Genomic DNA, 23,354 nt, shown 5'->3' on the forward strand with positions numbered 1-23,354 from the left:
TCTATAATTCTTTTCAATTAAGAGTCTATTTGCTCGTTAAAGTAGGATAAAAATGTAAAAAGAAAGGGAGCGGACAAATGTCTGATCCCTTTCTAGATTTTTTAAATCAATTAATATTGATATTAGTTTCCACTATGACTTGTTGTTTCTTTCTTTTTATTTCGATAGTGTACAATAAGTGTAACAGCAAATACAACAATAATTAATAGGAAGAAATATACATGTTCGATGTGAATTCCGGCTGCACTTAGAAGCATCTTCGTTCCAATTAGCAAAATCAAAACATAGGCACTTGTTTCCAATTCAGGAATTTTGTCAATCAACTTCAAGAATACACCAGCAATTCCACGCATCATAAGAATACCAAGCATACCGCCTATTAATAATACCCAGATTTCTTCACTCACTCCAAGAGCAGCCAGGATGCTATCAATCGAGAAGGCAATATCCATTAATTCAACTGCAATAACGGTTCCCCAGAAAGTACCAAAAAGACGAATAAGCAAACCCTTCTGATTAACTCCTTTAAGTTCTTCCTCATCACCTGCAGCTTGAGCTTTTCTTTTGTCAATAAAATATTTAATTGCAAGCCATGCTAAGTATAGAGCACCTAAAACTTTAATATACCAAAATTCTATTAAGAATACACCAATTCCGATTGCTAGGAACCGGAAGAAATATGCACCTAATAATCCATAGAAAAGCGCCTTTTTACGTTGCTTATCTGGTAAATGTTTCACCATTACAGCTAACACGAGTGCGTTATCCGCCGATAAAAGCCCTTCTAAAACTACAAGTGTCCCTATTAGCATCCATGCTTCGGGGGTAGATAATGCTTCAACCCACATTTCCCAATTAAAAAACTGGGAATAGGTATGAATAATACCTTCAATAATTTCCATTGTTGATTGTTCCTCCTGTTATGTTGCAATAAATTAATTTCAGTTTACATCGTTAATAATTATTTGGGCTTAGCCAATTTGTAAGCCAAAGTCTCTCGCTAATGCAGCAAGTCCACCTTGATAGCCACTACCAATTGCACTGAATTTCCAATCGCTATTATGGCGATACAATTCTCCTACAACTAGAGCTGTTTCAATAGAAAAATCTTCACCAAGATCATAACGAATCAACTCTTCACCAGAGTCTTCACTCATAATTCGAACATAGGCATTTGATACTTGACCAAAGTTTTGATTACGTGCTTCGCCATCATGAATCGTGATTGTAAACGTAATTCGTTGAATTGTAGCCGGTACATTTGCTAAGTCTACTTTCACCTGTTCGTCGTCTCCATCGCCTGCACCTGTTCTGTTGTCACCAGTATGTACGACAGAATTGTTTCCGCCATTTGTATTATTATAGAATACAAAATCACTATCAGATGTTACCTTTCCATTTTCACCAAGTAAAAAAACAGAGGAATCAAGGTCGAAATCATTGCCTCCATCATATTTATTTACATCCCAGCCAACACCTACAACTACTTTTGATAGTCCAGGATTTGATTTTGTTAAATCTACTTTTTGTCCTTTAGATAAACTAACTGCCATAAGCTACAATACCTCCATTAAATAGAATACGTATATTTACGCTTGTACTTCAAAAAGGTTTCAAAAATATATAAAAAACGCCTTGCCAAATTTTAACTCATCCATTTTGGCGGTGTATTCTTATCCCAATAAATACTTCCAAGCTCATGATGCTCCTGAAACTTGTCATGATGCGTGTGATAATGGAAATTAAACCAATATCCTTGTTGAGGCGGTTGATCCCTTCTAACATGGAAACGAATCACATCTTCATCTGTCTTTTCATTTTGGATATTGAAAATTTTTTCTGAATAGCCACCACTAGAACATTCAGAAACGACTAAATAGCCTAAATCTTCCTCTGGATACTGCTCAGCAACTAACTGAATAGCCTTTTCAATATTCGGTAAAATGACCTCAGAAAATTCATTTTCAATTACCGGTTTTATTTTGTTGCCAAACTTAGTAAATGATTGGATCTCCGCTTCTGAAAGCATTCTACTAATAAAATCCTCTTTACTACTATATCCAATTTCTTCAGAAATAGCAGATACTCCACCACTTGAGTGGGTGTCTTCATTTGAGTGCTCTATAATATCCCTTTTAAGGTTTTTATCTGAATTCGAATTGTCATCAAATATTGCGTACGAAGGTGTAACAAGTCCAAATGTTAATATCGTAACCATGACGACGAATGATTTACGAAGCCATGCTGGCATAGTGAGAGTCCCCCTTCTCCTATATTACTTCATATATTTCATTCATTCCCAACTTGATTCATTTCACTGTTCAACTAACTCATTTCGTAATTAATAATTAAAATTCATTCAAGATATTTATATAAGGAATACTATAGCATATTCCTATTCTATTATTATACTTTCTTTTATGATAAAATGGAAAATTTGAATTCCGATTTCATAAAAATTTTTTCTTCATTTAAAAGTCAGCATATTTGGGTATAGTAAGGAATAAAACTCATATTACTTAAAAAAGAATTAGGAAGGAGGACAACAAATGGATTGGACTATACTTTTTGCTTTTGTTTCAATTATCTTACTCGGTTATTTTATGTACTTAGCAATTGCAGAATAAAGTATACCTAATGGCATGGGGGGAATAGCGTTCCCCCAACCAAGGTGGGGATTTCTTTGGAAGCTGTCTTCTATATAGGAGCATTGGATTTCTAATCAAAGAAAAATCCAGTAAAGCAATTTCCTACCAAGCGCATTATTTTTCTATTACGCCAAAATGAAATTTTGCCGTTTTTCTTTTAAATACTTCGAAACCGAATTCAGAAAATCTTGTACTTCGAAAGTGATCCTTTAAGACAACTCGTTCTTTCGCAACTCTGATAGCCTCATTAATTAATTCATCGGTTATTTCCTCATAAATGGCGAAATGACTTAATGCCTCAATCCCGTCCGAATCCAAAATATGCTCCTCGAACATCGGATCGAAATAAACGCAGTCATAGGTCCCATCAGGAATACTCTTTAAAAAGGCAAGTGATAATTGATTAGTAACTTTTATTTGCTTCATCGCTTGATTCATTGCTGGAATGCCAGATTCCCAGGAATTAAGTCCTTCTTTCACGATATACGCTAAGCATGCATTTCCTTCAATTCCAGTTACTTTACCTTTAGTCCCTACCGCAAAGCTCGCAACAATACAATCTGAAGCAAGCCCTAATGTGCAATCAAGTAGTGATTTACCCGTTTCTAGTCTTGTTGCCTCCAAAAAAGGATCATGGTCCCCTTTCATTAATCGCCTAATTCGAAACATCGCAGAATTAGGATGGAAAAAGAAGGGCGCAGTTTCTCCTAAGGGATATAGCTCCAATCGTTCCTTGCCGACTACAAGACAGTCGACCTTTTCAGATGTCTGGATCATTTGTACAGATCGTTTTTTCCTTTCTATGTAACGTCCATTTAACTTATGAGCAACCAGCTTTGCCTGTCGGATCATTTCATCATTTGTTCTTCCAGCTGTTGTAACAATTACGTTCAAGAATATAAACTCCCTTATTTTAAAAAGGATGTCCATCAGACATCCTTTTTCGTTATCAATGAAATTATCTATTCGGTTTTATCCCCTATCAATCTACAGGTCTAATCCTAAACGACGTTGTCAACTACAACACCCGCCCATGTTCACGGTGTTCTCTGTATCGTCAGGAGCAGTAGGCCAATTGTACAGGGACTTAAATATTGGCCTCAAATGCAGCAAGCAGGTTTTCCATAATTGCTTCCATTGGCTGGTCTTCAATATCATAGCGGTGAATAAAATGAACAACCTCTTTCCCCTTTAATAATGCCATCGATGGAGAAGATGGTTCATACCCAGTGAAATATTCTCTCATCTTTGCTGTCGCTTCTTTATCCTGTCCGGCAAATACAGTTACTAAATGATCAGGTTTTTTATCTGAATTTAGTACTGCTTGTGTTGCAGCAGGACGAGCTAAACCTGCTGCACAGCCACAGACAGAGTTTACTACAACTAGTGACATTCCTGTTGCATTCTCCATGAATTCTTCTACCTTTTCCGCTGAAACTAATTCTTTAAATCCAGCATTTACAAGCTCTTGTCTCATCGGTTGTACCATTTGCTTCATATATTCTTCGTATGCCATTGACATTTAAAAACGCCCCGTTTCTTTTCAAAATATTTTAATGTAAGCATACTATATTCTAAGTAGGGTATGCAAAAATTACATTTATTCTGTACTTAAATAAAGTTACTTCTTACGAGACTCTGTCATTTGCTTCCAAACAGACCCCATCGCTTCTTCCCCTTGCGTGATTCTTTCTAATGCTAATTTAATTTGCATGCTTACTTCAAATTCTGGATCATTTTCTGCCGCCTTTAATGCAGAAATCGCTCGTTCATCCCCTATTTCATATAGAAACATGGCAGCACGCCAGCGCACAAGCTTACTTGTATCCTTTAACGCTTCCATCATTTCAGACATCGCTTCTATAAAGCCAAGATCGGAAAGGCAGTCACCAGCCGTTCTTCGTACTGTCACCGATTTATCCTTCAATGCTTTATAAAGCAAAGGCAAAACTTGTGTGTCCTCTATCATACCAAGATATACTGTTGCTAATCTTCTAATGGACGCTTTTTCATCTTGTAATGCTTTTTCCAAAACAGGCAAATCCGCTAGCTCTGGATCATTCATTTGTTCAAGCTTTTGATAACGGATCCGCCAATCAGCTACATCTAGATCTGTTAGTTTTAATTTGAATAGCTTTCTACCTTGTTTTGTCTGTTCTTTTTCAGGATTATTTGCCTGATCAACGAGCATTTTCAATCTGCTTTCAGGATATGCTGCGTTCAGTTCTTCGACAACATCATTACCTATCTGATTAAAATCTCCATATCTAATACCTGTTTCAATCCATTTCCGGACTAACACAACATTATCGCCTTCAAGCTGTGCTTCCTTTAATGCTTTCATAAAAAGTTCAGGCAATCCGAAGCGTCGCTCTTCATTTCCATCTATTAACTTTACCTGCACGGGGATCTCTTTGTATTTCTGAACAAACACTTTTATTTCTCCAAAATGATCATTTGTGAATGTTTGATTTCCTTTATCTACTGATGCTTCTTCACCAAAAGCATTTCTCACTTGCTGGAGCAAGTCTTTCCAATCATATTTTGCATTTCTTTCAACCGCTAAGAAATCAGCCACATGGTAAACACCCTTTACACCTTCAATCGAAAGGATCTCTTGTATGATTTTCGGTGCTCCTTCTTGATTATCCACCTTATAATTATTACTCTTACCCATCGGAAGTTCTTCATCAAGAATAACTTTCATTGTATTTGGACTAGGCGTTGGTTCAATTGCATTTATTTTCACAGATTTTCACCCTTTACACTGTACTTACCTATTATTTAATATATTTTAACATAAGAGAATGAATGAGTCCTACTGTGGCGCTTATAATTGATCTAAAATGAAGGCTGTACTCCTCTAATATAGTCGTTATTTTACAAATGATTGGCGGGTTGATTATCTCTCCAGCTAGGTTTAGGTTTCACCTGTCCATCTCACTAAGAGGGAATCTCACATCTTCCACTTCAATCTACCACTTTTTGGTTAACTGTACTCACATATCGATTTCATAAAAACCTAAACGAAAATGCAAGGGAGTTGCGGATCTAAAGAAAAGGATCTGTTATACTGAATGTTGATTTTACTATGTTTGAAAATAAGCAGAAAAATTCCGGCTATATTGGGAAATGCCTCTATTTCCTTAAAAACAAGCGGAGTTTTTCCGCTTATTTCATCCAAATCGATGGATTTTGTCTGATTTAGAGAAGTTAACCGGAATTTTTCCGCTTATATTCTCTTTTTTAGCTTCCTTTTTCACATTAACCGGAGTTTTTCCGCTTATCTTTTTGCTTCTTTCCTTTCTCTTTAAATGAACTCTCTCATAACATACACGAAAACCAACAGTGAATAAGTTCGGAGCCAAAGAAAAAAGCCTGTTAGGCATGTGTTTAAAATAGAATCCATATTTGGATGATCCTACTCCACATATTCCCTTCAGGCTTGAATATACAAACATGATCTTATTGCTCTACCATTTCAGATAGATAGCTCCATCTTTCAATTAAATGTTCCAATTTCTCATTTAGAACTACTTCTTCTTCCATTAGAGCTCTCGCCTTTTCAAAATCACTGCCTGTATTGTTCATCTCAATCGTAATTTCCTCGAGACGCGCTTCCGTATTTGCGATCTGTTCTTCAATACCTTCCCATTCTCTTTGCTCATTATAGCTAAGCTTCTTTTTCTTCGGCTTTTCTTGTTGTTGCTGTGCACGAATTGGGGCATCAGCCTTTACCTGTGTTGCCATTTTTTCCTTTTCAAGAAACTCCGTATAATTGCCAAAGAACGAATCGATTTGTCCTTCTCCTTGAAGAATGAGAAGTTGATCTGCCACTTTATCTAAGAAATAGCGATCATGGGAAACCGTAATCACTACTCCTTGGAACTCTTCTAGGTAATCCTCGAGCACTGTTAATGTTTGCGTATCCAAATTATTTGTTGGTTCATCAAGAAGCAAGACATTCGGCTCATTCATCAATATTTTTAATAAATATAACCTGCGCTTTTCTCCACCAGAAAGTTTGCGAATAGGTGTACCATGTGTATAAGAAGGAAATAGAAAGCGTTCAAGCATTTGTGCAGCCGAAATCGTTTTCCCATCAGAAGTCTCTACAACTTGAGCAGTTTCCTTTAAATACTCAATCATCCGCTTATTTTCATCCATATCTTCACTTTCTTGCGTATAATAGGCCATTTTCACAGTTTGCCCAATGAGATGTTCACCTGAATCTAACGGGATTTTCCCAGCTAGAATATTGAGAAGGGTTGATTTGCCTGTTCCATTCTTACCGATAATACCGATTCGATCGCCAGGCTTCACGAGCAGATCAAAAGAATCGATTATGACCTGATCTCCATAGTTCTTCGAAGCAGACTTTAACTCAAACACTTGCTTCCCTAACCGACTCCCATTCAAGGACATATCTAGCTTTTCAGTCGATTTAATTGATGAAAGCTGATCATCCAGTTGATCGAAGCGCTGAATTCTTGCCTTTTGTTTCGTCGTTCTAGCTTTTGCCCCTCTACGTATCCATTCCAGTTCTCTTCGGTATAGGTTTTTTTTCTTTTCATTCGTCGCTGCCTCATTTTCTTCACGGATAGCCTTCGCCTCAAGAAAAGCAGCATAGTTTCCTTTATAGCTATATAAATTTCCTCCATCAAGCTCAAACATTCGATTCGTCACACGATCAAGAAAGTAACGATCATGTGTGACAAGTAAGAGTGCCCCTTGATATCGTCCTAAATATTCCTCCAGCCATTTCACAGAATCATAATCGAGATGGTTTGTCGGCTCATCAAGAATGAGTAAATCAGGTGATTGAATTAACGCTTGAGCAAGAGCAATCCTTTTCTTTTGCCCACCAGAAAGCTCCCCTATTTTTTTACTAAAGTCTTCGATACCTAGCTTTGTTAAAATCGACTTCGCATTTGTACTTGCCTCCCAAGCATTTAAGGCATCCATTTTCTTTTGTAATTCAAAAAGCTTCTTTTGGATTTCTTCGTGATCAGGCGCTTTATTTAATTCGGATAATGTCTCCTCATATTCACGCAGCAAGACTAAAATGGGTGCATCGCCTCTGAACACTTGCGCTAAAATCGTTAAATTTGGATCTAAATCTGGCTGCTGTGCTGAATAGGATATCGTATAATCCTTTGGAGAAATTAATTCACCCACATCCGGAAGGTCTACGCCTGCAACAATTTTTAACAAGGATGATTTTCCAGTCCCATTCACGCCAATTAGTCCTACACGATCTTTTTCAGAAATAGTAAAGGAAATATCATTAAACAATTCCTTTTCCCCATATGTTTTTGTTACATGTTCAATTGAAATCATTTTCATAACTTACCATTCCATTCAATATAAAATTGCTCAAGAAATTGCTCCATAAATTGATGACGCTGATCTGCTATTTCTTTTGCTGTAGCTGTGTTCAGTAGATCCTTTAGCTTTAATAGTTTTTCATAAAAATGATGGACAGAAGAAGACTTTCCTGTTCGATATTCTCTTTCGGTCATTTCTTCTCTTACATTCAATTCAGGATCATACATCGCATGCCCCTTTTTACCCCCATAGGCAAAAGTACGAGCAATTCCAATGGCACCTAATGCATCCAGCCGATCTGCGTCCTGAACAATCTCAGCTTCAACCGTTAACAATTTTGTATGATTGCCGCCTTTAAAGGAGATTGAATCAATAATTTCAATGATTTGATCATAATCCTTAGAATCAAGCTTTAACGATCCGAGAAAGTCAGTTAGTTTTCTTTTCCCTGCCTCTTTTGAATAATTTAATTTTTCATCGGGAATATCATGCAATAATGCAGCTAATTCAATGATAAAACGATTCCCATTGTTTTCTTTTTCAGCTATGTATAATGCATTTCTTCTAACGCGCTCAATATGATACCAGTCATGTCCAGAGCTATCTTTACTTAGCACGTCTTTTACAAATGCTTCTGATTTTAATATGATTTCATCTTTCATTAAAAACACCTTCTTTCATCATTCCTAATTTATTCTACCATGAAGCGCCCGTTAGGAAGAAAAATAAGCAAGAAAAGTGCAAGCGACAAATGAGTCACCGTAATAACTATTCATATTAGAGCATGCTTTATTTTTAATGGCTGTTTTCGACATAATTTGGCAAAGGTTGATTTCCACTCCAGGTTGCTCCCTTTCCGCGGGGTAGGCGCTGAGCCTCCTCGTCGCTACGCTCCTGTGGGGTCTCAGCTGTCCTACACATCCCGCAGGAGTCTCGCACCTTCCGCTCCAATCAACCGACCTAGTTGGTAAACTATATACATTCAAACATTTAATTCAAAAGCAACAATCCTTTGAAAAGAACCTCTTAATTTTTAAAAAGTAAAATAGAAAAAAGTGCTTATTACAGCACTCTTATAAAATCACTCTATTTAATTTTATTAATCTAAGCCATTAAACCAATTAATCCCTAATGTATTTTCACCAGCATGGAGGCCGATTGCTGCACCAAGTGGATAGTGGGAAAATTCAATCGTTGGGAACTCCTGGATCAGTTCTTCTCTCCAATTCAACGCTTCCTCTTCATGAAGACCATATAGAATATATGCTTCCTTTATTGGTTTAATTTCATGAGCATTATGTAGGAGCTGAATGATTTTATCCTTCGCTTTACGCTCACTTCTTGCTTTTTCCTTTACATCTAAGCTCCCGTCAACTATTGCAATAATAGGCTTAATATTAAGCATGCTCCCTAGCAGGAATTGCACACCAGACATTCTGCCACTGCGATGAAGCTGTTCTAAACTACCAATTAAAACATAGGTTTCACTCGTATTGCTTAATTCTTCTAACTTTCCTTTTATTTCTTCTGGAGCAAAACCTTCATCCGCTAATTCGATACCTCTTTTTAATATGCGCGCTAGTGGATAGGTTAATATTTTCGAATCTATCGTTATGACTGGAAGATCAACAAGTTGTGCTGCTTGCTCACTCGACGAGAATGTTCCACTTAGTTTGCTTGAAAGTAAGACGGCAATCACCATATCGTATTTGCCTTTTAAGCTTTCATATAATTTTTGAAAGGCTCCAATTGAAGGCTGAGATGTTTTTGGAGGTGATTTCAACGTTTTTAGACGCTCATAAAGCTCAGCAGCTGTGATATCGACACCTTCAGTATATTCCTTATCATCAAGCAAGATGGTGATTGGGATTGTGTATAGATCCGGGTGGTTGCTTAATTCCTCATCGATAAATGCTGTACTATCTATAACCCATGCAATTTTCGTCAAAGCTTTGACCCCTTTTCACTTTATTATGTACTTTCAATTCATACTCATCGGCATTTACTTTTTCTCTAATTTTAGGGAAATATCACTAAAATGTACACCTTTTTTCAAAAATTATGTTAATAACCCCTTATTTTGCTTTAGTACCAATCGAATGGTCTAGTTGGTAAACGCTTCATTCTACCAATTGTTATAAAAACAACACTCTTTTCGAAATAAGCCTATTAAAAAAATCTGCCTCATTAATATGCAGGCAGATTCTTTCCAACCTAGATGATCCCTCTAAGTTTTTCTATGCTAATCATCATGTAATCAATCATTAGAAGGATATCGTCTATTTGATCTTCATAGACGATTCGGTTAAATGAAATGATTGTCTCATTTTTAATGATATTTGTATCCTTAAATGGAAATAAGGTAGCTGTCTGAGTAATTGTCCGGTCAGAGCCCCATATTTCTTTAAGGATTTGATTAATTTTTTGAAAAGTAAAAACTTCATTCGGATGATCAAAGCTAAATTTCACAAATAGGTGACAGCCTGCTAAGCGATTTGTTTGAGCTATAGGCAAAAGCTCTGCCGCTAAATTCTCCAATCCTGCCTCCATCATAAATGTGCAATGAATCTTTTTCTCTATTGAATCTGTAAAGGTGATTTCATATTTACGGGAAAGCTTCGCTATATTCAATAGATCATTTCTATCAATGATTTGTACTTTCCCGCTTATATCCTCATCGTATATGGCACCATCAAGCACAACTTTCATATTTTCAAAAGCAGTTGGATCAAACATTTCTCTGAACCAATTTAGAATAATCCAATGGCATTTCCTTGATCATCCACATCCATTTTCAATGCGGCAGGTGCCTTTGGCAAGCCAGGCATTGTCATCACATCTCCAGTTAAAGCGACAATGAATCCTGCTCCAATGGATGGTTTAAACTCACGGATCGTAATAGTAAAGCCTGTAGGACGCCCAAGCTTTGTTGGATCATCAGATAATGAATACTGTGTTTTTGCCATACAGATTGGTAAATGACTCCAGCCAAAGCGGTCAAAGTCCATTAGCTGTTTTTTCGCTTTCGATGAGAATTCAACTTTATCTGCTCCATATACCTTTTGAGCAATCGTTAAAATTTTATTTTCAAGTGTATCTGAAAGATCATATAGCGGCTGGAAATTTGATTCTTGCTTTTCAATTACTTCAACTAGCTTATTAGCAAGATCAACTCCACCTTCCCCACCTTTTTCCCACACTTCAGTTAGGGATACAGTTATGCCTTCTTTTGCACATAGATCGATTAATGTGCGAACCTCTTGATCCGTATCTGAGATAAATCGATTAACTGCAACAACGAAAGGCAAACCAAAGCTTTTTATTGTTTCGATATGCTTCTGTAAATTAGCAAAGCCAATTGTAAGTGCTTGTACGTCTTCACCGCTAAGGTCGTTTTTCGGTACACCGCCATGCATTTTCAGGGCTCGAATCGTTGCCACAATGACTACTGCTTCAGGCTTAATTCCTGCACTACGTGCCTTAATATGAAGAAATTTCTCCGCTCCTAGGTCTGCACCAAATCCACCTTCAGTAATGACATAATCCGCTAAGGCTGAAGCTGCCTTTGTTGCAATGACACTATTACATCCATGTGCAATATTGGCAAATGGACCGCCATGAATAAAGGCCGGTGTATGTTCAATTGTTTGGACGAGATTTGGTTTAACTGCTTCTTTTAAGAGCATTGTAAGTGCACCTTGAACGCCTAAGTCGGCTACCGTTACTGGCTCCTTATTATAATTGTAAGCAATCACCATCTCACCTAAGCGCTTCTTCAAATCTTGAAGGCTAGTTGATAAACAAAGGACAGCCATAATTTCTGAAGCAACAGTAATGTCAAATCCGTCCTCACGTGGAATACCTTGCATCGGTCCACCGAGTCCAATGACTACTTTTCTTAAGGCGCGGTCATTCATATCTAAGGCACGCTTCCATACAATTCGACGCTGATCAATTTGAAGCACATTGCCCTGTTGAAGATGATTATCGATAAATGCTGCTAATGCATTATTAGCAGTTGTTATTGCATGTAAATCACCAGTGAAATGTAAATTTATATCTTCCATTGGAAGTACTTGGGAGTACCCTCCACCTGTTGCCCCACCTTTTACACCCATTGTTGGCCCTAGAGAAGGCTCACGCATCGCAATAATTGCCTTCTTGCCAATTTTAGTGAAAGCATCACCTAGCCCAACAGTTACTGTTGATTTTCCTTCTCCTGCTGGAGTTGGGTTAATTGACGTAACGAGAATTACTTTCCCAGAATTCTTTGTTTCAAGTTTTTTTAATGCTGCGGTTGATAATTTCGCCTTATATTTTCCAAATAGTTCAAGGTCATCCTCATGAAGGCCAATTTTTTCAGCAATTTCTACAATTGGTTTCATAAATGATTGTTGAGCAATTTCTATGTCTGATTTTACAACAGGCTTCACATTCATACATATCCCCCTATGCATCCATTTATTGAAAACGTTTTCTTGCCATTCTATTGTACCACTCAATCGCTTATAAGTTGATAGACAATTTAGTGATTTTTTAAAACTAATTGCTGCCGGAAGGAAACGTCTTTATAATAAGGGAAAATGACTATTTGCTTGAATTTTCTAAAAAGGGGATGAGCAATTGCCAATTAAAATTCCAAAGCTCTTGCCAGCAAGAGCAATTCTTGAAGAAGAAAAAATATTTGTGATGGATGAGGATCGGGCTATAACCCAAGATATACGTCCGCTAAATATCTTGATTCTTAATTTAATGCCGAACAAGGAGAAAACAGAAGGCCATTTGCTGCGTTTATTAGGCAACACCGCCTTACAAGTAAATATCTCCTTTTTGAAAATGGCTTCGCATGAATCAAAAAATACGAGTGCCATGCATTTAGATCAATTTTATACGACCTTCCCCGAAATTAAGCATCGAAAATTTGATGGGATGATCATTACTGGTGCCCCTATTGAGCTGCTGCGATTTGAAGAAGTAGATTATTGGGAAGAGTTAACGGCGATTATGGATTGGACAAAGAATAATGTTACATCAACGATTCATATTTGCTGGGGAGCACAGGCGGCATTGTACTACCACTTTGGCATAAAAAAATATGAGCTCCCACATAAATGCACAGGTGTATTTTGGCATCATATCGATGATTATTCTGAGAAATTGCTTCGAGGGTTTGATGATATCTATTTAGCGCCACATTCTAGAAATACAAATATTGTAATAGAGCAACTGAATAATCACCCTGAAGTGAAATTACTGTCCTCTTCTGAAGAGGCTGGACCTTTTATTATGAGTTCTAATCACGGCAAACAAATTATGATAACTGGACATTTAGAATACGATGCTGAAACCTTGGCTGAGGAATATAGACGAGATATGGACAAAGGACAGATCAATCTCCCCTTGCATTATTTTCCAAATGATGATCCGAATCGTCAGCCTATCAATAAATGGCGTTCACATGCACATTTATTATTTTCAAATTGGTTGAATTACTATGTATATCAAGAGACCCCGTATGATTGGGACTAAAGTGGAAAGATTGAAAGCCCAGTTCATGAATGAACTGGGCTTCCTTATCTTATGATTGCTCTGAATAATATACTTCCTCAAATGGCTGGACAACTACAAAACCATTGCCAGAAAACTTCATTTGAACTGATTCTCCACTTCCTCTGCCAATAAACGTTTTGAAGGAAATATCTGTTACAAATTCTGGTTGAAGATTACCTGACCAGGCAACAGTCGCATTTGGATCAGTAAAAACTGGATTATCAGGTGTAACGAGCAGGGTTAATGGTTCATAATGCGATGTAATTGCAACCATCCCCTTACCTTCAAGACGAACATTGAAAAGTCCACCTGAAAGCATCCCTGCAACCTTTCTCATTAATTTAATATCCCAATTAATTGTAGGTTCGAAAGCAAGTAAATCATTGCCATTGACGAAAATAGAATCCCCTTGTAAATGCAAGATGGAGATTTTCTTTCCTTGATCAGCCACATATAGCTTGCCATTCCCTGTTGCTTTCATCAAAGATGTGCCCTCACCAGTTAAAGCTTTTTTGAATAGCTTCCCTAGGCCATGTTCTAGGATTCCTTCTCGTTCAAATTTTATTTTTCCACGATAGGAAATCATTGCTCCCGCTTTTGTCCATATTTGGTTCGTTAAATTAATTTCAAGAATACGCGGAGATTCTAGTTCAAATAATCCTTCTCCCTTATCTTCCTGCTTTGTTTTATTCACAAATTCATCAATTGAATAACGACTCATCATGCATCGTCCCTTTACTTTTTATTATTGGCTGTTTTCGCAAACATTGTTGCTTATTAAGATAAAGTTGGTAAAGGTTGATTTCCGCTCCAATCAACCGACCCATTTGATAAACCATTCATTCTAACATTTAATTTAAAAACAACAATCTTTAGAAATGAGCCTTATTATTTTTCAACATAAATACCCACATAAATGAGAGGGATTGTCTTAATTCAAATGAAAGGGATCCAATAGGGATTTGATTCACTCCTTGCTTATACACGCCGAAGCTATCCACCTTTTCCCAACCATTCTCTATAGCAAGAATTTCTAATTCCCAAGGCATCATCGTATTACAAATTACCTTTTCATTATATAGACGGCGAAAACTGTTTATTCGCGGACCAGCAGTCGGACCTAATATTCCGATACAAGCATTTCCTCCTGGCTTGACAATTCTTTGAATTTCCTTCATCACATGGAGAGGATGTTCTGTCCATTCAAGCGAATTAATAGCTAAGATCGCATCAAAGGAATCGTTCTCAAATGGCAAGGACGAAATATCACCTTTAAGAAATTGTGCTGTATTCCCTGAATTGATTTGTTTTGCTTTATCAATCATTTCCTCTGAAACATCAATTCCTACTACTGAATAGCCCAGTTCAGTCAGTTTGAGGGATCCAACTCCATCCCCACAGCCAAGATCACATACGGTTCTATTGGCTTTCACATATTTCGCGAAGAATGGCGCAATATCCTTTCTGCTTCCAGAATTCCACATCTCCATACTCTTTGAGTTCCATCCAGATGATCGTTCATTCCATTGCTTTTCCGCTTCTTCATTCCATTTATATTGGCTCATGTATTTCCTCTCTCTATCTTTTATTGTCACTTATTTACGTTCACCATTATATTAAAGTTTCGGTTAGTTATAACTTCTACAAAAGAATATAAATTCCTTTGAGTAAAAATCTGAAAACATGAAACAATGATAGTAGGGAAAGAAACCGATAAAGGAGGCGTACTTTATGTATGAAGAACAGCTAGTTGCTGTCCACCGAAACAATCATGGGGAGATCATAAGTTTTCAAACATCATCAAATAGAGTGATTTCTTATAGAAAGGCTATACTGGAGGCCGAAGAAGGAATTATTACAGGTGTGCATATTAAAGAGGACCGGGAAGGAAATTCACTGATTACACCGAATGACGTATCATCCTTTGATCATTTTCCAAGTATATTTTAAAAAGGCCCTAAAGTTGGGCCTATTATTATTATTCGTTATTCTTTTGAATCTCTCTTAAGTCAGCAATTCGTTTTTCATCTTCTTCAAAATATTGTACTAGATCGCCAATTCGATCAATGGCGTCCCAGCTTAAATGATGTTCAATGCCTTCCACATCCACATATATATTTTCTTCCTTTACTCCGATCAAATGAAGAAGTCGTTCAAGTAAATCATGACGATAAACAAGGCGCTCCCCGATTTTCTTCCCTTTAGAAGTCAATATTAACCCTCTATATTTTTCATAGACAAGATATTCATCTTTATCTAGCTTTTGAACCATTTTTGTTACAGAGGAGGGATGTACGGAAAGGTTCTCAGCAATATCTGAAACTCTTGCATACCCTTTCTCATCAATCAATATATAAATTTGTTCAATATAATCCTCCATACTAGGTGTTGGCATCCCAAACCCTCCCTAAAAACTATGCTTACCTATCTTCTCCAACGATAGTTGATTATTACAACATATGCGAGTGGATTTTATCGTGTCAACTTGTAATTGACATATCGTTCATTTGATAAAAGACTAAATGTAACCTTTAAAAAGTTTACTATATTAAACAATAAGAGACAAGAAAAGCTACAAAGCGATCCATAAGCGATGAAATCTTATGGAATCGCCAATTACGAATGGGGAAAAACGAACTTAATCTTGCGCTCTTGTTCATCCCAGGATAATTTAGCAGAAAAGGTTTTATCTTTATTTGAAAAACCTTCGATTATGTCCGTTATATTATCCTTTAATAGCTGCTTCACGACTTTTTGGGTGATTGCATGCCCTAGGATTTTTTTTGAAATATTGAAATTACATTTATTTTTGCTGTAATTAGAACAGCCGTAGAAGTTCCCCTTATCAACTACTTGTCCATCACAATACTTGCATTGTCCTAATTGTGTTGGGCGCCGAAACTTAGACTTTGCTGGTATAAAGTTGTTTTTATCCTCTTCTTCAAAAATCCATTCACCTGCATTTTTCACAGAAACATCGATCAAGTGAAAAACCATTTTATTCGTTTGCTCCATAAATTGTTTTGGTGAAGCCGTTCCTTCAGAAATATCTTTTAATCGTTGCTCCCATTTTGCTGTCATTTCTGGAGAGGCGAGGATTTCTGAACCAATTGCACAAATTAATATTTTCGCTTTCGGTGTGGCATAAACAAGGTTTTTCTTAATATCAATATATTTTCTGTCACTTAACATCGTTATAATACCAGCTCTCGTTGCTTCCGTACCCAATCCTTCTGTACTCATCAATACCTTTTCTAATTCTTTATCTTCAATATGCTTTCCTGCCGTTTTCATTAGCGTAATTAGTTGACCTTCTGTATACCTTTTTGGCGGTTGTGTTTTGCTTTCTTTCACTTCCGACTTTTGGACCGTTCCTTTTTCTCCCACTTGTAACGAAGGGAGGGTAGGCTCTTTATCCTTATCAAAAGGAGGAATCACTTTACGCCACCCTTCTTCAAGTTGAACCTTCCCTTTCGATTGGAATGATGCTCTCCCATCTACAAGCGTTATTACTGAAGTATATTCAGTTACCGCCTTCTCGTAATGGGCGGCAATTAAACTTTTGACAATTAGGTCATAAAGGATGTACTCATCTGGAGATAGCTTATTTGGATTAGGCACTTGTTCTGTTGGAATAATTGCATAATGATCCGATACTTTCTTATCATCTACATATCGTTTATTATTCAAAAGCGAGCTGTTTGGCAGTGGAAAAAATGCCTTATATTCATCAAGCCCTGCAATTTTATTTAATATAACAGGAAACATTTCTCCTTCCCCTTTGGTCACATGCCTTGAATCAGAACGAGGATAAGAAACGATCCCTTTTTGATATAATTTTTGCAATACGTCTAACGTTTTCTTCGGTGGAAACTTGAACCGTCGATTCGTCTCTGCTTGAAGGGCCGATAAATTATAAAACATGGGCGGATGGAATTCCTTTTTCTCCGCCTGTACATCTACAACCTCCGCAGCTTTTTTCTCGCAAAAAGCTGCAATCTTTTCAGCTAGCTCCTTCGTCTTAATTCTTGATTCCCCATCCTTTTCCCATTTTCCTACATATTTTTTTCCATCGATCGAAAATTTTGCTTGCACCTCCCAAAAGGGTTCAGAAACAAAGCCTTGTATTTCCAATTCTCGTTTGACAATTAGTGCCAGTGTCGGCGTCTGCACTCTCCCTACTGAAAAAACATCAGAAAAACCTTGCTGCTGAAGAAGGAGCGTATATAAGCGCGAGGCATTCATTCCGACAACCCAATCTGCACAAGCCCTCGTGTATGCTTCGTAATAGAGGTTTCTCGTATCTGATTCATTTAATAGCGAGAGGAAGCCTTCCTTAATTGCTTTCGGTGTCAAGGATGAGATCCATAGCCTTTTCATTGGCAGTCCTGATTTTGTTAAACGGAGGATATTGCGGATAATTAGCTCCCCTTCTCTCCCGGCATCCCCTGCATGTATGACTTCAGTAAGAGAAGGATTGGCTAGAAGCTTTTTAATGACATTAAACTGCTTTGCTTTATCTCTTGTCACTTCATATTCAAATTGGGAAGGAATAATTGGCAATGTAGACAATGACCATTTTTTCCACTGGCTATCATATTTTTCTGGTGCAGAAAGCTGACAAAGATGTCCAACTGCCCATGTCACATATGCCCCTTTAGGAAAAACCTCATTTGGGAAGATTTCAATATACCCTTGATGCTTCTTCATTTTAAAAATAGAGGCAAGGGTCACTCCTTGATCAGGCTTTTCTGCAATAATAAGTTTCATCGTTTTGCTCACTTCCAGTTTCCTTTATTAAATACTTATATTTATTCTACCGAATACTTTCAAAACGGACTAGTAAGAAATACAGATGCCCTTGTAGAACAAATGTGCAGACACATTGATCATCGCCGTATAAACTGGATAACTGCCCCTTTCGATAAAGGAAACACGGTGAGCAATAGGTAACCACTTTTGACGCAATCGTTGCGGAGCAGTACTGAAGTTTGATAGACGATAGACGCCGGAACTGGACGTAGACAAAACTACTCATAAAGTTATCCACAACATCCGAATTTATAATATCGACAATAAAAAAACTCCTCGAGCAATTATCGAGGAGTTTCTATCATTCTATTTTTATTTTTTTCATTGAGAAGTTTTTCGATATCAGTCCTTTTGTCGGCGAGAACAAAAATACGAGAGCAAAGATTACTCCATTTACTGAAGCCATGCAGCCTGATATCGATACATCAAAATAGGAGGCAACATAATAGCCAACAACAGCTGCAAGTACACCAAATCCAGCACTTAATAGCAGCATCACACTCAATTTTTCTGTTAATAAATAGGCAGCTGCCCCTGGAGCGATGAGCATAGCTACAACTAATATGGCTCCAACACTATCAAAGGAGGCAACAGTTGTCATTGATACCATCCCCATTAATAGATAATGTATCAATAGAACAGGTATACCAATAGCAGCTGCCATTTGCGGATCAAATGAAGTAATCTTCAATTCTTTATAAAATAGGCCTATAATGATTAAATTTATTACGAGAACCATTGAAAGCATCAAGAATGCTTTTGGCATTTCTGGGAGTATACCCAATTGTACAAGATCCCAAGGCACGAAGGTAATTTCACCCATTAATGCATGGTCCACATCTAAATGAACATCCTTTGCAAATAAGGAAATCAATATGACACCGACCGCAAACAGAAATGTAAACACAACTCCGATCGAGGCATCTTCCTGTATACCTGAACTATGAAGTAGTTGTACGAAGAAGGCAGTCAATAGGCCAGCAATCGTTGCACCAATAAGCATATAAAAACCATTCATGCTTTGGCTTATTAAAAATGCAAGGACAATTCCAAGGAGTACAGTATGACTGATCGCATCAGCAAGCATTGATAGCTTACGCAAAATAAGAAAGCAGCCGGTTATTCCGCATGAAATACCTGCAAGAGAGCCTATTACTAATATCCACATCTCATAGCTCATGATAACCGCCCTTTCTATTCTTTTGTAATACAAGCTCCTCTTTAATCTTCTTATTAAACTGGATTCTTTTCACCCTTTTCATCACTAATCCTCTTTCAGGAGCAAAAAGCATTGAGATAACGAAGAAAAAAGTGGCAGTAACAACGATAAACGGTCCTGTTGCTAAACCTACACTAAGAGTACTTATTAGTGTCCCTATCATTCCTGATAGAGCACCAAATACGCCAGAAATGAGAATCATTTTACTAAGCGAATTCGTCCAGTATCGAGCAGCAATGGCCGGGGTTATTAGCATGGCAGCCATGAGAATGACACCAACTGCTTGAATGCCAATGACAACAGCTGCCACTAATAAGGAAAGAAAAAGAAAGTTAAGAAAACTAGCTGGAAGACCAAGACCTTTCGCAAATTCCGGATCAAAGGTTAAAACCTTTAATTCCTTATATAATAGGAATGTAATAAGAATCAAGCAAGCGGCAGCACCTGCCATTAATTTCACGTCATTTCCAACAATCGAAGCAGCTTGCCCGAAGATAAAATCATCTAACCCACTTTTATTCCCTGCAGAAGATTGGGAAACTTTCGTAAGCAAAACAATCCCAAAACCGAAAAAAACAGATAAGATGAGGCAAATGGCTGTATCCTCTTTTATGATCGAATTGGAAACGATGAATTGGATACAATAGGCTGCTAGGAGACCGGTAATCGTTGCACCAATTAATAATACAATTAATGATTTTTCACCTAAGAATAAAAAGGCAATACAGATTCCTGGCAAAGCTGCATGGGCAACAGCATCACCAATCAAGCTCTGTTTTCTGAGCAAGGCTATACTGCCAAGAACGCCACTTGCAACTCCCAAAAGCATCGTTCCTAGTAATACCCACTGTGTATTCGCATCGTGAAAAATCATTGTTAGTAGATCCTTCATTTAAACCACCTCATTTTTGTTCGACCATCACCTGACTCTTATTCAAAAATGCAAGTTTTCCTCCATACGTATGATGGAGATTTTCCATTGTGAAGGCTTCCTCCGTTGGACCCGCAGCAATCATATTCACGTTCAATAAGATGACATGGTCAAAATACTCTCGAACGGTTTGAAGATCATGATGTACAACGAGTACGGTCTTCCCTTGCTCCTTTAATTCATTTAACAACACAATAATTGCTCGCTCTGTTGCTGCATCTACACCCACAAATGGTTCATCCATAAAGTAAACCAAGGCATCCTGAGCAAGTGCCCTAGCAAGAAAAACCCTCTGCTGCTGGCCGCCTGATAATTGACTGATTTGACGGTTCGCATATTCCTCCATTCCGACTTTTCTTAAAGATTCTAGCGCAATTTCCGTATCCCTTTTTCCTGGTCTCTTAAACCATCCTACATGCCCATATCTTCCCATTAGTACGACATCAAGCGCATTCGTTGGGAAATCCCAATCAACAGATCCACGTTGTGGTACATAACCAACGATTTTGTCTTTTGCACGATATGTCTTTCCGTATATTTTTATCTCGCCGCAGGCCTTAGGAATTAGCCCTAATATCGCTTTGATTAAAGTTGATTTACCTGCTCCGTTCGGACCGATAATTCCAATTAATTTGCCTTCAGGAACTGTAAAATTGACATTTGTTAAGACAGGCTTTTTCTGATAGGCAACCGTTAGATTTTCAACTTCTACCGTATGCATTCTTATCACTCCTATTTCAAAGCTTCTGTAATTGTTTGGACATTATGTTTGTACATCCCAATGTATGTTCCTTCATTCGTGCCCTCTTCTCCCATCGCATCGGAATAGAGTTCGCCACCAATTATTACTTCATGCCCTTTTTTCTTTGCTCCCTCAATCACTGCATTGATGGATCGTTCTGAAATACTTGACTCAACAAATACAGCCTTAATATTTCTATCAACCAATGTATCTATTAATTTCTGGACATCCCCAAGTCCATATTCAGATTCTGTGCTTAATCCTTGTAGTCCCATTACTTCCATGCCATAGGCTGCACCAAAATAACCAAATGCATCATGTGCGGTGACAAGCACCTTTTGTTCTGCAGGAATCTTTGCCAATTCTTCCTCTGCATATATTTTTAATTCATCAAGTTCCTTAAAATATGCCAAAGTATTTTCCTTATAATAATTTGCATTAGCTGGATCAATTTCAATTAATCCCTGTTTAACCTTTTCAAGAGCTTGCTTCCATATATCTATGTCAAACCATACATGCGGATCAATAGCATTAGAATCTGTTGCATCGGCTAATAGCTCATCTGATTGAATGAACTCAGAAATAGCATATGTTGGCTTTTTATCATTTATCTTCTTAAGAACCTCCAGTATTTTTCCTTCTAAGTAAAGTCCATTATAGAAGATGACATCTGCCTTTTCTAATTTAGCCATATCTCCCTGTGTTGCTTTATAAAGATGTGGATCAGTTCCTGGCCCCATTAGACTGAGCACCTCCACCTTTTCGCCACCAATATGGGAGACAGCATCAGCAATTTGTCCAATAGTAGTTGTAACGATAATTCTCTCATTCTCATTATTTTCGTTAGACGTTTGATTTGTACATGCACTAATAAAAAGTAGGGACATGATTACAAATAACGCAACCATTTTTCTCATTCGATTCACAACCTCCTATAATCATTAATTTCTCTTTTACTGAGTATATGCACGAATTTGAACCTAGTGCATATATTTTTAACCTAATCATATATTTTATATTAAACCACAAAAGTTTACCAAGGGCAACTTTTTCTTATAAAAAAAAACAACCAGCAGATGCCGGCTATCTTTTTTAGTTATTTCTTATACTTTACTATTGTTAACTTATTCTGAATGTACCAATTCTGTTCGTCAACGATTGCCGTTACAGTTAAAATTAATGAAGGAACCTTTTCAACGTGAAATACAATCATACCTAAAAATTCATTCATAATAATAAAGGATTCTCCGTGTGAATAGAATGGAAGTTCTGAATCTAGTTGAAGAATTGTACTAACAATAGCTTGTTTGATTTCAGCTTCAACTTCGATGTGAGGAGAGAATCTCAAGATCCACTCCTCACTTCCAATTACGAATCGGTACATTTTTTCACCTCTTATAATAAGAGCTTAATTAATAATAGATATGATAAAATAGCAAAATTATGAATTCAAAAACAATCAACCTAACAATATCGCATTTCTCATTTGAATTTTTCGAATATTTAATAGTTTTTTATGAAAATCCTGTGAAACTCCTTGACTGATGTTTCGGAATCATGTATATTAAAATCATCATTTAACAGAATATATTTCCGCTATTTCTAAAAAATATCTGCTTTATACACTGTTGATTGATAATATTTATCTAAGACATTTATGATGTCTTGAAAGGCTTAGGAGGAATATTTACATGCAAAACGGCAAAGTAAAATGGTTCAATAACGAAAAAGGTTTTGGATTTATCGAAGTTGAAGGCGGAGACGATGTATTCGTACACTTCACAGCTATCACTGGCGAAGGCTTTAAATCATTAGAAGAAGGTCAAGAAGTTTCTTTCGAAATCGTCGAAGGCAACCGTGGACCACAAGCAGCAAACGTTGTTAAACTATAATTTATAAATAATCAGGCTGGCACCTTGCCAGCCTTTATTTAATTTATAGGACTTATGATAACTTACTCCCGATCGCCTTTATTTTCTCTCCAACTGTACATTTCGAAATACAAAATTTATGTGCATACAGACGTCCCTTTTCCGCCTTATGATGTTTATATAGAAAACATTCCTCGCAATAATGATTCAATAATTCCTCTACTTCATTAAAAATTTGTTTTCTTTCCATTTA

Annotated in this window: 25 protein-coding genes; 3 read left to right on the plus strand and 22 right to left on the minus strand. The window is 37.1% G+C overall.

Translation table 11 applies throughout. The annotated features are described in order from the left end of the window. Window positions 1-122: 122 nt before the first annotated feature. From J2Z40_RS08970 to J2Z40_RS09025, 12 genes are all read right to left on the minus strand, one after another. Window positions 123-902 carry a TerC family protein gene (locus J2Z40_RS08970; protein ID WP_066395196.1) on the minus strand — a complete coding sequence of 260 codons (780 nt, stop codon included), beginning with the start codon at window positions 900-902 and terminating at the stop codon, window positions 123-125. Window positions 903-971: 69 nt separating this feature from the next. Further along, a complete protein-coding gene (locus tag J2Z40_RS08975; RefSeq protein WP_066395198.1) occupies window positions 972-1,553 on the minus strand; it encodes a TerD family protein in 582 nt (193 codons plus the stop codon). Window positions 1,554-1,645: 92 nt separating this feature from the next. Further along, window positions 1,646-2,251 carry a YpjP family protein gene (locus J2Z40_RS08980; protein WP_066395201.1) on the minus strand — a complete coding sequence of 202 codons (606 nt, stop codon included), beginning with the start codon at window positions 2,249-2,251 and terminating at the stop codon, window positions 1,646-1,648. A gap of 511 nt (window positions 2,252-2,762) precedes the next feature. After that, window positions 2,763-3,500 (minus strand): class I SAM-dependent methyltransferase, encoded by a 738-nt coding sequence (locus J2Z40_RS08985; RefSeq protein ID WP_245350042.1) that lies wholly within the window; start codon window positions 3,498-3,500, stop codon window positions 2,763-2,765. Window positions 3,501-3,735: 235 nt separating this feature from the next. Continuing rightward, on the minus strand, window positions 3,736-4,170 hold the full coding sequence (locus J2Z40_RS08990) for a BrxA/BrxB family bacilliredoxin (protein WP_066395209.1): 435 nt from the start codon (window positions 4,168-4,170) through the stop codon (window positions 3,736-3,738). A gap of 99 nt (window positions 4,171-4,269) precedes the next feature. Continuing rightward, on the minus strand, window positions 4,270-5,397 hold the full coding sequence (locus tag J2Z40_RS08995) for a virulence factor (RefSeq protein WP_066395216.1): 1,128 nt from the start codon (window positions 5,395-5,397) through the stop codon (window positions 4,270-4,272). A 427-nt stretch (window positions 5,398-5,824) separates the two neighbouring features. Next, window positions 5,825-6,109, minus strand: a complete 285-nt coding sequence (locus J2Z40_RS09000) for a hypothetical protein (protein WP_066395224.1) — start codon at window positions 6,107-6,109, stop codon at window positions 5,825-5,827. A gap of 4 nt (window positions 6,110-6,113) precedes the next feature. Continuing rightward, window positions 6,114-7,994, minus strand: coding sequence for an ABC-F family ATP-binding cassette domain-containing protein (locus tag J2Z40_RS09005; protein ID WP_066395229.1), 1,881 nt, complete (start codon window positions 7,992-7,994; stop codon window positions 6,114-6,116). Next, window positions 7,991-8,638, minus strand: coding sequence for an HD domain-containing protein (locus J2Z40_RS09010; protein ID WP_066395230.1), 648 nt, complete (start codon window positions 8,636-8,638; stop codon window positions 7,991-7,993). Before J2Z40_RS09010 ends, J2Z40_RS09005 begins: the two co-directional genes overlap by 4 nt. A 437-nt stretch (window positions 8,639-9,075) precedes the next feature. Next, window positions 9,076-9,924, minus strand: a complete 849-nt coding sequence (locus tag J2Z40_RS09015; RefSeq protein WP_066395231.1) for a DegV family protein — start codon at window positions 9,922-9,924, stop codon at window positions 9,076-9,078. Window positions 9,925-10,190: 266 nt separating this feature from the next. Next, complete coding sequence (locus tag J2Z40_RS09020) at window positions 10,191-10,712, minus strand: hypothetical protein (RefSeq protein WP_066395232.1); 522 nt, start codon at window positions 10,710-10,712, stop codon at window positions 10,191-10,193. A 14-nt stretch (window positions 10,713-10,726) separates the two neighbouring features. Beyond that, entirely contained in the window at window positions 10,727-12,415 is a 1,689-nt protein-coding gene (locus J2Z40_RS09025; protein WP_066395234.1) for a formate--tetrahydrofolate ligase, read from the minus strand. Between the two features lie 184 nt (window positions 12,416-12,599). On the opposite strand from J2Z40_RS09025, the gene metA reads away from it, so the two are divergent. Further along, window positions 12,600-13,505: a homoserine O-acetyltransferase MetA gene (metA, locus tag J2Z40_RS09030; protein ID WP_066395237.1), complete on the plus strand. Its 906-nt coding sequence runs from the start codon at window positions 12,600-12,602 to the stop codon at window positions 13,503-13,505. A gap of 49 nt (window positions 13,506-13,554) precedes the next feature. Here metA and J2Z40_RS09035 read toward each other — a convergent pair whose 3' ends face one another. Both J2Z40_RS09035 and J2Z40_RS09040 read right to left on the minus strand, forming a co-directional pair. Further along, complete coding sequence (locus J2Z40_RS09035) at window positions 13,555-14,247, minus strand: AIM24 family protein (protein ID WP_066399363.1); 693 nt, start codon at window positions 14,245-14,247, stop codon at window positions 13,555-13,557. Between the two features lie 151 nt (window positions 14,248-14,398). Beyond that, entirely contained in the window at window positions 14,399-15,091 is a 693-nt protein-coding gene (locus J2Z40_RS09040) for a class I SAM-dependent methyltransferase (RefSeq protein ID WP_066395244.1), read from the minus strand. Between the two features lie 166 nt (window positions 15,092-15,257). Here J2Z40_RS09040 and J2Z40_RS09045 point away from each other — a divergent pair, with 166 nt between their 5' ends. Continuing rightward, window positions 15,258-15,476, plus strand: coding sequence for a DUF3892 domain-containing protein (locus J2Z40_RS09045; protein ID WP_066395246.1), 219 nt, complete (start codon window positions 15,258-15,260; stop codon window positions 15,474-15,476). Between the two features lie 28 nt (window positions 15,477-15,504). On the opposite strand, the gene mntR is transcribed toward J2Z40_RS09045, so the two are convergent. From mntR to J2Z40_RS09080, 7 genes are all read right to left on the minus strand, one after another. Then, entirely contained in the window at window positions 15,505-15,921 is a 417-nt protein-coding gene (mntR, locus tag J2Z40_RS09050) for a transcriptional regulator MntR (RefSeq protein WP_066395248.1), read from the minus strand. A 221-nt stretch (window positions 15,922-16,142) separates the two neighbouring features. Beyond that, window positions 16,143-18,296, minus strand: a complete 2,154-nt coding sequence (locus J2Z40_RS09055) for a DNA topoisomerase III (RefSeq protein ID WP_066399364.1) — start codon at window positions 18,294-18,296, stop codon at window positions 16,143-16,145. A gap of 343 nt (window positions 18,297-18,639) precedes the next feature. Next, entirely contained in the window at window positions 18,640-19,518 is an 879-nt protein-coding gene (locus J2Z40_RS09060) for a metal ABC transporter permease (RefSeq protein ID WP_066395250.1), read from the minus strand. Further along, on the minus strand, window positions 19,508-20,449 hold the full coding sequence (locus J2Z40_RS09065) for a metal ABC transporter permease (protein WP_066395252.1): 942 nt from the start codon (window positions 20,447-20,449) through the stop codon (window positions 19,508-19,510). The genes J2Z40_RS09060 and J2Z40_RS09065 overlap by 11 nt, the downstream gene beginning before the upstream one ends. A 10-nt stretch (window positions 20,450-20,459) precedes the next feature. Further along, on the minus strand, window positions 20,460-21,209 hold the full coding sequence (locus tag J2Z40_RS09070) for a metal ABC transporter ATP-binding protein (RefSeq protein ID WP_066395253.1): 750 nt from the start codon (window positions 21,207-21,209) through the stop codon (window positions 20,460-20,462). 11 nt (window positions 21,210-21,220) lie between these two features. Continuing rightward, on the minus strand, window positions 21,221-22,147 hold the full coding sequence (locus J2Z40_RS09075; protein WP_066395255.1) for a metal ABC transporter solute-binding protein, Zn/Mn family: 927 nt from the start codon (window positions 22,145-22,147) through the stop codon (window positions 21,221-21,223). Between the two features lie 179 nt (window positions 22,148-22,326). Continuing rightward, window positions 22,327-22,614: a hypothetical protein gene (locus J2Z40_RS09080; protein ID WP_066395256.1), complete on the minus strand. Its 288-nt coding sequence runs from the start codon at window positions 22,612-22,614 to the stop codon at window positions 22,327-22,329. A 307-nt stretch (window positions 22,615-22,921) separates the two neighbouring features. On the opposite strand from J2Z40_RS09080, the gene cspD reads away from it, so the two are divergent. Beyond that, complete coding sequence (gene cspD / locus J2Z40_RS09085) at window positions 22,922-23,122, plus strand: cold-shock protein CspD (RefSeq protein ID WP_053476725.1); 201 nt, start codon at window positions 22,922-22,924, stop codon at window positions 23,120-23,122. 52 nt (window positions 23,123-23,174) lie between these two features. Here the strand turns inward: cspD and J2Z40_RS09090 are convergent, their stop codons facing one another. Beyond that, window positions 23,175-23,351 (minus strand): zinc-finger domain-containing protein, encoded by a 177-nt coding sequence (locus J2Z40_RS09090; protein WP_083953916.1) that lies wholly within the window; start codon window positions 23,349-23,351, stop codon window positions 23,175-23,177. Window positions 23,352-23,354: the final 3 nt, after the last annotated feature.

This window comes from Cytobacillus eiseniae, from assembly GCF_017874625.1.
Lineage (GTDB): Bacteria > Bacillota > Bacilli > Bacillales > Cytobacillaceae > Cytobacillus > Cytobacillus eiseniae.